This window comes from Leclercia sp. UBA5076 (assembly GCF_002416465.1).
Lineage (GTDB): Bacteria > Pseudomonadota > Gammaproteobacteria > Enterobacterales > Enterobacteriaceae > Enterobacter.
Genome location: NZ_DIAO01000023.1, coordinates 20,344 through 33,518, shown reverse-complemented (window position 1 = coordinate 33,518; position 13,175 = coordinate 20,344). Strand labels below are relative to the sequence as shown.

13 protein-coding genes are annotated in these 13,175 nt (G+C 56.6%); 7 read left to right on the top strand and 6 right to left on the bottom strand.

Features of this window, described 5'->3' with window-relative positions; all coding sequences use genetic code 11:
- The first annotated feature begins 15 nt into the window (after positions 1-15).
- Both B3X29_RS22135 and B3X29_RS22130 read left to right on the top strand, forming a co-directional pair.
- Complete coding sequence (locus B3X29_RS22135) at positions 16-966, top strand: alpha/beta hydrolase (protein ID WP_159340289.1); 951 nt, start codon at positions 16-18, stop codon at positions 964-966.
- A 162-nt stretch (positions 967-1,128) separates the two neighbouring features.
- Positions 1,129-1,689 (top strand): Ail/Lom family outer membrane beta-barrel protein, encoded by a 561-nt coding sequence (locus B3X29_RS22130; protein ID WP_159340288.1) that lies wholly within the window; start codon positions 1,129-1,131, stop codon positions 1,687-1,689.
- A 68-nt stretch (positions 1,690-1,757) separates the two neighbouring features.
- Here the strand turns inward: B3X29_RS22130 and fabY are convergent, their stop codons facing one another.
- The 6 genes from fabY to B3X29_RS22100 all read right to left on the bottom strand — a co-directional run bounded on the left by fabY (position 1,758) and on the right by B3X29_RS22100 (position 6,503).
- Positions 1,758-2,699 (bottom strand): fatty acid biosynthesis protein FabY, encoded by a 942-nt coding sequence (gene fabY, locus B3X29_RS22125; RefSeq protein ID WP_032615389.1) that lies wholly within the window; start codon positions 2,697-2,699, stop codon positions 1,758-1,760.
- 44 nt (positions 2,700-2,743) lie between these two features.
- Entirely contained in the window at positions 2,744-3,181 is a 438-nt protein-coding gene (dtd, locus tag B3X29_RS22120; RefSeq protein WP_103177564.1) for a D-aminoacyl-tRNA deacylase, read from the bottom strand.
- The gene (locus B3X29_RS22115) at positions 3,178-4,059 is read right to left on the bottom strand and encodes a virulence factor BrkB family protein (protein ID WP_114316354.1); all 882 of its coding nucleotides are present in this window, start codon (positions 4,057-4,059) and stop codon (positions 3,178-3,180) included. The genes dtd and B3X29_RS22115 overlap by 4 nt, the downstream gene beginning before the upstream one ends.
- Positions 4,053-4,652, bottom strand: coding sequence for a glucose-1-phosphatase (gene yihX / locus B3X29_RS22110; RefSeq protein ID WP_103177566.1), 600 nt, complete (start codon positions 4,650-4,652; stop codon positions 4,053-4,055). Before yihX ends, B3X29_RS22115 begins: the two co-directional genes overlap by 7 nt.
- A 119-nt stretch (positions 4,653-4,771) precedes the next feature.
- Positions 4,772-5,572, bottom strand: coding sequence for a DeoR/GlpR family DNA-binding transcription regulator (locus B3X29_RS22105; RefSeq protein WP_156655399.1), 801 nt, complete (start codon positions 5,570-5,572; stop codon positions 4,772-4,774).
- A gap of 34 nt (positions 5,573-5,606) precedes the next feature.
- Entirely contained in the window at positions 5,607-6,503 is an 897-nt protein-coding gene (locus tag B3X29_RS22100) for a sugar kinase (RefSeq protein ID WP_156655400.1), read from the bottom strand.
- Between the two features lie 155 nt (positions 6,504-6,658).
- On the opposite strand from B3X29_RS22100, the gene yihU reads away from it, so the two are divergent.
- The 5 genes from yihU to B3X29_RS22075 are packed head-to-tail and all read left to right on the top strand — an operon-like array spanning position 6,659 to position 13,168.
- A complete protein-coding gene (gene yihU / locus B3X29_RS22095) occupies positions 6,659-7,549 on the top strand; it encodes a sulfolactaldehyde 3-reductase (protein ID WP_159340287.1) in 891 nt (296 codons plus the stop codon).
- Positions 7,550-7,566: 17 nt separating this feature from the next.
- A complete protein-coding gene (yihT, locus tag B3X29_RS22090) occupies positions 7,567-8,442 on the top strand; it encodes a sulfofructosephosphate aldolase (protein WP_103177570.1) in 876 nt (291 codons plus the stop codon).
- A gap of 14 nt (positions 8,443-8,456) precedes the next feature.
- Entirely contained in the window at positions 8,457-9,698 is a 1,242-nt protein-coding gene (gene yihS, locus B3X29_RS22085) for a sulfoquinovose isomerase (RefSeq protein WP_159340286.1), read from the top strand.
- A 17-nt stretch (positions 9,699-9,715) separates the two neighbouring features.
- Positions 9,716-11,740, top strand: a complete 2,025-nt coding sequence (locus B3X29_RS22080) for an alpha-glucosidase (protein WP_159340285.1) — start codon at positions 9,716-9,718, stop codon at positions 11,738-11,740.
- Positions 11,741-11,785: 45 nt separating this feature from the next.
- Positions 11,786-13,168 (top strand): MFS transporter, encoded by a 1,383-nt coding sequence (locus tag B3X29_RS22075; RefSeq protein WP_103177573.1) that lies wholly within the window; start codon positions 11,786-11,788, stop codon positions 13,166-13,168.
- Positions 13,169-13,175 lie beyond the last annotated feature (7 nt).

Here is a 13,175-nt window from a genome sequence, read left to right as displayed (position 1 = left end):
AAAAGGGAGGCATCTATGGCACTGGAAAAGGGTATTAATAAACTGGTTCAGGAATTTATCACCGCAGGGCGACCTTCTTCTCGTCGCCAGAATATTGATGACCGGAGAGCGGGTTACGTTGCCAGTACAGTGCTTGCCGGAGAGAAAGAAACCCGTGTACAGGTGACAAAGCTTGAACTCGACGGAATTATTTTTCGCATATTCTCACCGCTCAATGCACCCGCAACGCTGCCTGCCGTTATCTATTATCATGGGGGTTGTTTTGTTAGTGGCGGCTTCGATACGCATGATAACCAGCTGCGTCAGCTGGCTTATTACGGCAACTGCCGGGTCATTGCGGTGCAATACCGGCTCGCACCAGAGCACACCTTTCCGGCTGCTCACGATGACGCTGAGAAAGGGGCAAACGTGCTCTGGCAAAACGCCGAACGGTTGGGGGTGGATAAAAACCGTATCACCCTTTGCGGAGACAGCGCGGGCGGACACCTGGCCCTGGTCACTGCGCTGCGGCTCAAAACCACGGGTTTGTGGCAGCCTGCACAGCTGATTCTTATCTATCCTATGCTCGACGCAACGGCCTGTTTTGAAAGCTACACCCGCAATGGTTCGGACTACGTGATTACCCGCGACACGCTACTCAGCGGTTACGACATGTATCTTCTTCATACCGAGCGCCAACATCCTGAAGCCAGCCCATTGTGGCGGGACGATTTTTATGGCCTGCCGAAAACTCATATCATTACCGCCGAATATGACCCATTGTGCGACGAAGGCGAAGCCTTGCATCATCACCTGATCGATCAAGGGGTGAACTCTACCTGTCAACGCTGGTCTGGCGTGATCCACGGCTTCTTTCAACTGGGTGGGATTAGCCAGGCTGCCCGGGATGTTATTCAGGATATAGCCTGGCGAGCGAGTACCGCAGCAGGGTCTCTGCATGGTGAGCAGACAAAGAAAACGAATTAAGAAATCCCACATTGGTGATAAAGCAATTAAGGTTTGCACCCGCAAAGCTAGCAACGCAAAATAAATCGCCCAAGGCAGTGTGATAAAGGGAAAATAATCTTCACGCTCCCCTCTTACCATCATTATTAAATATTTAGTTTCTTTGATTAATGGATTACATCAATGAATAAAAGCGCTCTGGTAATTTTACTGGCTGCCTCTCTGACCAGCAGCCTGGCCGTTGCAAATAATCACACATTTTCTGTTGGCTTTGCGCACAGCGAGGCAACCGATTTTGACAATCTGAACGGCGTAAACGTCCAGTATCGGTATGAATTCAATTCACCTGTCAGCCTTCTGGGATCTTTCTCCTGGATGAAAGCCAACACAAAGCAGGATTATTTAGCAACCCGCGACATTGTTCACAATGATATAGACGTAAATTACTACTCTTTGCTGGCAGGACCGGCGTACCGCATTAATGACTATGTTTCACTCTATGCCCTCGGCGGTACCGCATGGGTAAAAGCGTCCGGGAATACCCGCTGGGTGAATTATGGTCATAATGAAGTGCACCATGACGGTATTTCCGAGCGATCAGCGTCTTTCGCCTGGGGAGTGGGAATGGTGATGAACCCGGTCGATAATCTCTCCATTAATCTCGGCTATGAAGGCACAAAAGCCAGTATGGATCGCGACTATTCAATTAATGGTTTTAACGTGGGCATGGGCTATCGTTTTTAAGTCATTAGCCTGACGATATGAAAATGAGAGTTACCTCTTTTACCACCGGTAACTCTCGAACCCGGACACTACTCCTCCTCGTTCCCGCCCTCTTCATACGCGCCATACGGCTTCGCAGGAAGAACGATATAGGTCCCTTCAAACACCGCGCCCGGTGTTTCATCGCCGAACAGTTCGACCTGCATCTGCACACGTGCCTTGCGGCCTCGCGCCAGGCGGTCGAGATCGCCACCCAGGGCACCCAGGTCGGCGACTGCGCTCGGCTTGCCGCTGATTGGCGCGCTGTAGCGAATATGGGCGTCGGCCAGAATGATGGTGCCACCAAGATGGCGCTCGCGCAGCATGAGCCAGATAAGCCCCCAACCGGTGAGCGTCGCCAGCGAGAAGAGGCTGCCGGCAAACAGGGTGTGGTGCGGGTTCTGGTTGCCGATCTCCGGCATGGTGGTGATAAATTTTTGCCCGGTGTACTGCTGAATGCGCACCCCCATCTTTTCGCTCAGGGGGATGTGCTGATACCAGGCCTGCTGTAGCTGTCCACACCAGTCGGCGCGGTGCAGAATATCATCCAGCGAGGCGATGGGTTTGATCATCAAAAAATGACGAATCGGGGTGGTTTGCGGGGTGGTGATTTCGCCCTGGTTTATGAAACCCAGCTTGGCAAAAAACTCTACCGCGTCTTCGCGCGCGCTACAGGTGACGCGCTTAACACCCTCCTGGCGGGCTACGGACTCCAGCGTCATCGCCATTAATGTGCCCAGACCTTTATCCTGTACGGAAGGGTGCACCGCCATAAAGCGGATAGAGGCTTCATTATCGGCATTGATATAGAGCCGCCCAACCGCGACAAGATTGCCCTCTTCATCCATCACCATCTGGTGATGCGCCATCGCGTCCCAGGCGTCGCGTTCCGACCCTTTCGGCTGATGTAATGGCTTACGTAACATCTCCCAGCGGAACTGGTAGTAAAGCGCTAACTCTTCTTCCGTTTGCGGTACTCGAAGGTGATACATAGCTGTACTCTCTCTGGTTACCCGCGGCCATACCGTCAGCTCACTCATATCTGGAGCCAGAAAGTGACAGGGCCATCATTTACCAGCGAAACCTGCATATCCGCAGCGAATCGTCCGGTCTGTGTATGCATCTCTTGCTGGCGGCAACGCTCAACAAAGTATTCATAGAGCGCTTCTGCCCGATCCGGCGCCGCCCCTTTAGAAAAGCTGGGGCGCATGCCGCGCTCGGTATCAGCCGCCAGCGTAAACTGTGACACCACCAGCACGCTGCCACCCGCCTGCTGGACGTTAAGGTTCATCTTGCCATCCGCATCGCTGAAGATGCGGTAACCCAACACGCGTTCGCATAAGCGGTTGGCTTTTTGCTCGTCGTCATCCCTTTCGACACCTAACAGGACTAAAAGTCCCGGGCCAATTTCACCCGTCACTTCCCCCTCCACGGTGACGCTGGCACGGGTTACGCGCTGAATCAATGCAATCATGGTTGGTCTGCTTCTCGTTGTTTTTCGGCTTCTGCTGCTTTTTTTAGCTCGCGGTATACCCCGAGAGTGACAGTAATTTCCGCGCCAAGCAAGACGATACACCACGTCCAGTAAACCCAGAGGAACAAAATGGGGATCACTGCTAGCACGCCATAAATCAGTTGATAGGAGGGGAACATGGTGATGTAAAGCGCGAATCCTTTCTTGCCCAGTTCAAACAGCAGAGCGGCAACCAGCGCGCCCACCATCGCATCCCGGTTAGGCACGCGCGTCGTAGGCACAATACTGTATAGCAGCCAGAAAGCGAGCCAGGAGAGGAACAGCGGAAAGATCCGCAGCACATCGTCAATCACGCTGTTGAGATCGCTGGCCCAACGCAAAGAGAGCAGATAGGAACTGATCGCCAGACTGGCTCCAGCCAGTAATGGCCCCAGGGTCAGGATCATCCAGTAGACCGCAAACGAGTAAACTTTAGGCCGTGCGCGGGTGCTGCGCCAGATAGTGTTCAGGGCACTATCAATGGCGTACATCAGCAACAGCGCGGTGACAATAAGGCCCACCGCCCCGACCGCCGTCATCTTGCTGGAGTTAGCAACAAACTGCTCAATGTAGTTCTGGATGACATCCCCGGTTGCCGGCATAAAGTTGGCAAAGACAAAATGCCGCAGCTGCAGGCTAACGTCCGAAAACATCGGAAAGGCGGCGAAAAGCGCAAAGATGACCGCCACCAGCGGCACCAGAGAGAGCAACGACACGTAGGCAAGGTTGCCTGCCAGCGTGGTCATGTTGTCCTCATCAATGCGGTGCCAGAGGAGTTTTAGCCACGCACGCAGCGGCCTGGTGTGGTGGCTGGCTTTTTGATGAACGTTTTTTAGCATAACTGCTTCGCAAAGTAGTTCGGTATCGTCTCTTTTCCGGTCACCAGAATTGACGTGATACCTGCCTGGTTAGCTCCCTCTATATTATCGACGTTATCGTCAAAAAAGACGGCATCGGCGGCAGAGAATCCTTCCGCCTGCAGGACGGCCTGATAGATACGCGCCTCCGGCTTACGCATTCCCATCTCCTGAGAGAGATAGATCTTGTCCGCAGCCGCTTTCACTTCGGGATACTCTTCTGGCCAGAAGGTGGTGTGCAGACGATTGGTGTTGGAAAGTATCACCACCCGATGCCCCTGCTCGCGCAGTTTGTGCATGATGGCAATCACTTCAGGGCGGATACCGACAAAGACCGCCTGCCATCCATGGGAAAATTGCTCGTAACTGAGGGGGAGGGCCATCTCATGGCAGAGCTTTTCGGCAAAAACTTCATCCGAAATCTCACCGCGCTCATGCTGATGAAAAGCCTCGCCCATCGTAAAACTTTGTTTAAGCGTCGCCAGCGGCACGCGACTGAAATTACTCCAGGCGCCCAGCACGCGATTGAAGTCGATATCGACAATTACGTTTCCTAAATCAAAGATATAGAGCATTTCTCTCTCCTTGTTTGCCGTGAAAAGTAACTGTAGCGGGAAAGGAGATGTTTGGCTATGCGCCAGCTTCAGCTTAAAGAAAGGAACGGCCCGACGCTCACCGTCGGACCGGAAGAGGGTTAACCCGCCTGCTGTTCGTCGTTTGAATTGACTTCAATGACTTCAACTTTGCTCGATTTAAGGTGCGTTTGCAGCGCGGAGCCGGGTAGCTCGTCAGTAAAGAGCGCCGTCGCCTGCGCCACGTTACCAATTTCAACCGCAGCAGAGGCGTGATATTTCGTATGATCGGCCGCCAGTAAGATATGCCGGGCGTGGGCCATCATGGTTTTCACCACGCTGGCTTCATTGACATCGAACTCCATCATCGCGCCGTCTTGCTCGATCGCGCCGACGCTGGTCACCAGATAATCTGCGCGAAAGCCAGAGATGAACGCCGTGGCGGCAGGCCCGATAATGCCTCCATTGTGCGGGCGCAGCGTGCCGCCGGGGACCATCACCTCAAAACGTGGATTCTTATAAAGAATGTGCGCCACCCGCAGGCTGTTGGTGATGATGCGCAGATGATTATGGTTAAGCAGCGCCCGGGCAACATGCTCTACCGTCGTGCCAATGGTAATAAAAATGGTCGAGCCATCGGGAATGTAGTCGGCAATGGCTTCGGCTATCGCCCGCTTCTCTTCGGTCATGGAGACTTCGCGCTGCTCGAAGGCGGTGTTAACTACGCTGGATGCCCTGCCCGCGCCGCCATGATGACGCGTAATCAGCCCCTGCTGACTCAGCTTGCGAATATCCCGGCGCACCGTTTGCGTGGAGACATCCAGCAGTTGCGCCAGTTCATCAATGTTCATATAGCCACGGTCGGCAATCAGCGTTAGCAGCTGATCGTGACGCGGGTTGCCGGTCAGTTCGGTAAGGCTCATGGGCTGTCCTCTGAAAACCATCACGCCCCGCATTTTATACAAAAAGTGACAAAAAAGAGCGGGTTTGATCACAGTCAGGTATACCAGCCCGTCCGCCAGGCTTCGTGCATTTCAGTGCTGCAACAGCGCTGGCGAAGCGTACCGCTTCCAACGGAGATTGCTTTTGCCCCAGGCCAACCGCCAGCGCACCGTGGAAAACATCCCCCGCCCCGGTGGTATCAACCACCTCTACCTCAAAGCCCGGCTGATGACATAGCGCGCCGTTCTCCAGCCAGAAGCAACCGTCTCGCCCCTGGGTGACATACACATGTCCATTTGTGAGCGTTTGTGCTTTTTTCAGCGCCTCTTCGACTTCCTCCCGTTGCGTTAAACGCCGCAGTCCCGGCGCAGAGAAGGCTGCGTGATCGCTTAAGGTAATCAGCTCCGCGATATCCTGCGGGGTGACATCCGCATCAAGCAGGGTCGGCACGCCCTGCTGGCGGGCAAGGGTAAACGCCTCTCTGGCCCCTTCATGCCAGCGCACGTCTGCTAATACGACGTCCCACTGAGAGAAGTCGATTTCGTGCAGCCAGTCTGCCGAAGCAGGGAGATCCGGGCTGGGATAGTTGGCAATAATGCGTTCCCCGCCTGCATCCACCAGCACGGCGGACTGGGACGAGCGGGCACCTTTCACGACGCGCGTATAGCGGGTATTCACCCCCAGGGATTCCAGCTCCGTGAGCAATCTTGTCCCGGTATCGTCGTCCCCCACCCGGCCAATAAAATCCACCTTCGCGCCCAGCTTTGCCGCCGCCACCGCCGCGGTTGCTGCCGGGCCGCCGCCCACTTCCGTATAATTTTTTGCGACATATTTCCCACCTTCCTTTGGTAAATCATCGAGATACCAGATGCGATCCAGCACGGTGATGCCAACACAAACGATGCGAGTCATGGTGATTCCTTCTGCGTTTTCTGTTGCGCTCATTTTAATTTCACCAAATGTTTAAAAAGTGACCCATGTCTATTTTTTGACTATAAATTACAAATACGATCAAAAACAGACAACATAAACGCGCAAAAATTGACACGATATGACAGGAGAGAGGCATGTCAGCAATCGCATTTATCGGTTTAGGGCAGATGGGCGCGCCAATGGCGAAGAATCTGTTGAAGCAAGGCCACCAGCTTCATGTCTTTGATGTGAACCCCCAGGCGGTTCAGACGCTGGTTGCAAGCGGTGCCCAGGCAGCAACTACGCCCGCGCAGGCTGCAATGGACGCCGAATTCGTTATCACCATGCTGCCCAACGGTGATCTGGTGCGCAGCGTACTGTTCGGCGAGCACGGCGTGTGCGAAGGGTTATCCCGCAATGCGCTGGTGATCGATATGTCCACCATTCATCCCCTGCAAACCGACGCCCTGATCCGCGACATGGCTGAACGCGGCTTCAGCCTGATGGATGTGCCCGTCGGGCGCACCTCTGACCACGCCATCGCCGGCACGCTGCTCCTGCTGGCAGGCGGTACGGCGCAGCAGGTTGAGCGCGCTACCCCCGTCTTAATGGCGATGGGCAATGAGCTGATTAACGCCGGCGGGCCGGGCATGGGCATCCGCGTGAAGCTCATCAATAACTACATGAGTATCGCCCTGAACGCCCTCTCTGCCGAGGCGGCCGTGCTGTGTGAAGCCCTCGGCCTCTCTTTCGAGGTGGCGCTGAAGGTGATGAGCGGCACCCCTGCGGGCAAAGGCCACTTCACCACCTCCTGGCCGAACAAGGTGCTGAAAGGGGATCTTTCTCCCGCCTTTATGATCGACCTTGCACATAAAGATCTGGGGATCGCTCTGGACGTGGCCAACCAGCTCCACGTTCCGATGCCGCTGGGCGCCGCCTCCCGCGAAGTTTACAACCAGGCCCGCGCCGCCGGGCGTGGGCGCGAAGACTGGACAGCCATTCTCGAACAGGTTCGCGCATCCGCCGGGCTGAAAAAATCACACTGATACGAAAGGACTGAGGAATGACGATGTACACCCTGAAAGATATCACCCGACCTTCCGGCGGTTTTGCCATGCTGGCCGTCGATCAGCGCGAAGCGATGCGCCTGATGTTTGCTGCGGCAGGCGCGCCGGTGCCGGTCACGGACCAGCATCTGACGGATTTTAAGGTCAACGCGGCGAAAATTCTGTCGCCATACGCCTCCGCGATCCTCGTCGACCAGCAGTTCTGCTATCGCCAGATCGTGGAGCAGCACGCGGTTGCGAAAAGCTGCGCGATGATTGTGGCCGCTGACGAGTTTATTCCGGGGAACGGTATTCCTGTCGACAGCGTGGTGATCGACAAGAATGTCGACGCGCAGGCGGTCAAACGCGATGGCGGCAAGGCGCTGAAGCTGCTGGTGCTGTGGCGCAGCGACGAAGATCCGCAGCAGCGTCTGGAGATGGTGAAGGCGTTCAACACGCTGTGTCACGACAACGGTCTGTTGAGCATTATCGAGCCGGTGGTGCGTCCGCCGCGCCGCGGTGCCGCGTTTAACCGCGAGCAGGCGATTATCGACGCGGCCAAAGAGCTGGGAGACAGCGGTGCCGATCTCTACAAAGTGGAGATGCCGCTGTTTGGCAAAGGCACGCAGCAGGCGCTGCTGGCGGCCTCGCAGAAGCTCAACGAACAGATCAACATGCCCTGGGTCATCCTCTCCTCCGGCGTGGACGACAAGCTCTTCCCGCGCGCCGTAAGCGTGGCGATGCAGGCGGGCGCGTCAGGCTTTTTAGCTGGTCGCGCCGTCTGGTCATCAGTGATTGGCCTGCCGGACACCGGGCTGATGCTCCGCGATATTTCTGTACCAAAACTACAGCGTCTGGGCGAGATCGTCGACGAAATGATGGCCCGCCGTTAAGAGAGGACCCGAATATGAAATGGTTTAACACCCTGAGCCATAACCGCTGGCTCGAACAAGAGACCGACCGCATTCTCGACTTCGGCAAAAACGCCGCCGTTCCCACCGGCTTTGGCTGGCTGGGCAATAACGGCCAGGTTCGCAGCGATATGGGCACGCATCTGTGGATCACCGCCCGTATGCTGCACGTCTACGCGGTGGCCGCCAATATGGGGCGCCCGGGTGCATACGCCCTGGTTGAGCATGGCATCAATGCCCTGAACGGCCCGCTGCGCGACAAACAGCATGGCGGCTGGTACGCCTGCGTTAACGATGAAGGGGTGATGGATGCCTCCAAGCAGGGCTATCAGCACTTCTTCGTGCTGCTCGGCGCGGCGAGCGCCGTTACCACCGGACATCCGCAGGCGCGCAAGCTGCTGGACGACGCCATCGAGGTGATTGAGCGCTACTTCTGGAGCGAACAGGAGCAAATGTGCCTGGAATCCTGGGACGAAGCCTTCAGCAAAACGGAAGATTACCGTGGCGGCAATGCCAATATGCACGCTGTGGAAGCCTTCCTCATCGTCTATGACGTCACCCACGATCGCAAATGGCTCGACCGCGCCCTGCGCATCGCCTCGGTGATTATTCACGACGTGGCGCGCAAGGGTGAGTATCGCGTTAACGAGCATTTTGACACCAACTGGAACCCGATCCGCGACTACAACATCGATAACCCTGCCCACCGTTTCCGCGCCTACGGCGGTACGCCGGGACACTGGATTGAGTGGGGCCGTCTGATGTTGCATCTGCGCGCCGCACTGGAAGCCCGCTTTGAAACCCCGCCAGCGTGGCTGCTGGAAGACGCAAAAGGACTGTTCCACGCCACCATCCGCGATGCCTGGGCGCCGGACGGGGCCGACGGCTTCGTCTACTCCGTCGGCTGGGATGGTAAGCCTATTGTGCGCGAACGCGTGCGCTGGCCGATCGTCGAAGCGATGGGCACGGCCTATGCCCTCTATACCGTGACCGGCGAGGCGCAGTACGAAGCCTGGTATCAGAAATGGTGGGATTACTGCATCAAATACCTGATGGATTACGAGAACGGATCCTGGTGGCAGGAGCTGGACATCAACAACGAAGTGACCACCAAAGTCTGGGACGGCAAGCAGGATATTTACCATCTGCTGCACTGCCTGGTGATCCCCCGCCTGCCGCTGGCCCCGGGCTTAGCCCCTGCCGTAGCCGCCGGATTACTGGATAGCCAGGCCAAATAATAAAGACGGAGTTTTCTATGCGTACCCTACACAATATTGATCTGAAAAATAACGAACATGGCTTCACCCTGCGCTGGCAGGACCGTCTGATTTTATCCCACTCCACCGATGAACCTTGCCTGTGGATCGGCGCGGGCGTTGCCGATATCGAAATGTTTCGCGGCAACTTCAGCATCAAAGACAAGCTCAACGAAAAAATCGCCCTGACGGACGCGACCGTTACACAGCAAAGCGCAGGCTGGGCGATCCGCTTTACCCGTGGCGATGCGGTGAGCGCGACGCTGCTGGTGGGTGTGGATGCAGAAGGCCGTCTGGAACTGAAGCTGAAAAATGATGCCACCTGTCACAACCGCATCTGGCTGCGGCTGGCGGCCCAGCCTGAAGATCATATCTACGGCTGCGGCGAGCAGTTCTCGTACTTTGATCTGCGCGGAAAACCGTTCCCGCTGTGGACCAGCGAACAGGGGGTGGGCCGCAATAAGCAGACCTACGTGACCTGGCAGGCCGACTGCAAAGAGAACGCGGGCGGGGATTATTACTGGACCTTCTTCCCCCAGCCTACCTTCGTGAGCACCCAGAAGTACTACTGCCACGTGGATAACAGCTGCTACATGAACTTCGACTTCAGTGCGCCAGACTTCCACGAGCTGGCGTTCTGGGAAGATAACGCCACGCTGCGCTTCGACTGCGCAGAAACCTATGTCGATCTGCTGGAAAAACTCACCGGCCTGCTGGGGCGTCAGCCGGAGCTGCCGGACTGGGTTTACGACGGGGTGACGCTGGGTATTCAGGGCGGCACCGACGTGTGCCAGCAGAAGCTCGACCTCATGCGCGAAGGCGGCGTGAAGGTGAACGGCATCTGGGCGCAGGACTGGTCCGGCATCCGCATGACCTCCTTTGGCAAACGCGTGATGTGGAACTGGAAGTGGAACAGCGAGCTCTATCCGCAGCTTAATGAGCGTATTGCACAGTGGAAACAGGAAGGCGTGCAGTTCCTCTCCTATATCAACCCGTACGTCGCCAGCGACAAAGATCTCTGTGAAGAGGCGGCAAAACGCGGCTATCTGACCAAAAATGCCGACGGCAAGGAGTACCACGTCGAGTTCGGCGAGTTCTACGCGGGCGTCATCGACCTGACCAACCCGGAAGCCTACGGCTGGTACAAAGAGGTGATCAAAAAGAACCTGATCGAACTGGGTTGCGGCGGCTGGATGGCCGATTTTGGCGAATATCTGCCAACCGATACCTTCCTGCACAACGGCGTCAGCGCGGAGATCATGCATAACGCCTGGCCTGCCCTGTGGGCGAAATGTAACTACGAGGCGCTGGAAGAGACCGGCAAGCTCGGCGAGATCCTGTTCTTCATGCGCGCGGGTTATACCGGCAGCCAGAAGCACTCGGTGATGATGTGGGCGGGAGATCAGAACGTCGACTGGAGCCTGGACGACGGTCTGGCGTCCGTCGTACCTGCTGCGCTGTCTCTGGCGATGACCGGTCACGGGCTGCACCACAGCGACATCGGCGGCTATACCACCCTGTTCGAGATGAAACGCACCAAAGAGCTGCTGCTGCGCTGGTGCGATTTCAGCGCCTTTACGCCGATGATGCGTACCCACGAAGGCAACCGTCCTGGCGACAACTGGCAGTTCGATGGCGACGCCGAAACCATCGCTCACTTTGCGCGTATGACCACCGTCTTCACCACCCTGAAACCGTATATCAAAGCTGCCGTCGCGCAGAACGCGAAAAGCGGCCTGCCGGTGATGCGACCGTTGTTCCTGCATTATGAAGAGGACGCGCGCGCCTACACGCTGAAATACCAGTACCTGTTTGGCCGCGATCTGCTGGTGGCACCGGTTCATGAAGAGGGCCGCCATGACTGGTCGCTCTATCTGCCGCAGGACAGCTGGGTGAATGCGTGGACGGGTGAAACCTGCCAGGGCGGTGACATAACCGTTGAGGCCCCACTCGGCAAACCGCCGGTCTTCTATCGCCAGCAAAGCGAATGGGCAGATCTGTTTAGCACCTTACGTCATATCTGATAAGGCTCGCCCGCGGGGAGACCTGCGGGCAGACGGAGAACAATAATGAGTCAACATACTTCTGATCCGGCAACCCTACGCCTGCCGTTTAAAGAAAAACTCGCCTACGGGATGGGCGATCTCGGCTCTAACATCCTGCTGGATATCGGCACGCTCTATCTGCTGAAGTTCTACACCGATGTGCTGGGCCTGCCGGGGACCTACGGCGGGATCATCTTCCTGATTGCCAAGTTCTTTACCGCCTTCACCGATATGGGCACCGGGATCATGCTCGACGCCCGGCGCAAGATCGGCCCGAAAGGAAAATTCCGCCCGTTCGTACTGTATGCCGCCTTCCCGGTGACGCTGCTGGCGATTGCCAACTTCGTCGGCACGCCGTTTGAAATCACCGGTAAAACGGTGATGGCGACGGTGCTCTTCATGCTGTACGGCCTGTTCTTCAGCATGATGAACTGCTCTTACGGCGCGATGGTGCCCGCCATTACCAAAAACCCGGACGAGCGCGCCTCGCTGGCCGCCTGGCGTCAGGGCGGTGCCACGCTTGGCCTGCTGCTCTGTACCGTCGGTTTTGTCCCGGTAATGAACCTGATTGAGGGCAATGACCAGCTTGGCTATATCTTTGCCGCCACCCTTTTCTCGCTGTTCGGGCTGTTCTTTATGTGGTGGTGCTATAAGGGCGTGACCGAGCGTTACGTCGAAACGCAGCCTGCTAATCCGGCGCAAAAACCGGGACTGTTGCAGTCGTTTCGCGCCATCGCCGGGAACCGTCCGCTGTTTATTCTCTGCATCGCCAACCTCTGCACGCTGGGTGCCTTTAACGTCAAGCTCGCCATTCAGGTTTACTACACGCAGTACGTGCTGAACGACCCGATCCTGCTGTCATACATGGGCTTCTTCAGCATGGGCTGTATTTTTATCGGCGTCTTTATGATGCCCGGCGCGGTGCGGCGCTTCGGCAAGAAAAAGGTCTATATCAGCGGGCTGATGATTTGGGTGGCGGGCGATCTGCTCAACTACTTCTTCGGCGGTGGCTCGGTGAGCTTTGTGGCGTTCTCCTGTCTGGCCTTCTTTGGCTCCGCATTTGTGAACAGCCTGAACTGGGCGCTGGTGTCCGATACCGTGGAATATGGCGAGTGGCGCACCGGCGTGCGCTCTGAGGGGACGGTTTACACCGGCTTTACCTTCTTCAGGAAGGTATCCCAGGCACTGGCGGGCTTCTTCCCGGGGATGATGCTTACGCAGATCGGCTATGTGCCCAACGTGGTGCAATCCGCCGGGACCGTTGAAGGGCTGCGGCAGCTGATATTTATCTACCCCAGCCTGCTGGCAGTCATCACCATCGTGGCGATGGGCTGTTTCTACAACCTCAACGAAAAGATGTATGTGCGCATCGTGGAAGAGATCGAACTGCGTAAACGTACGGCATAAATGACGA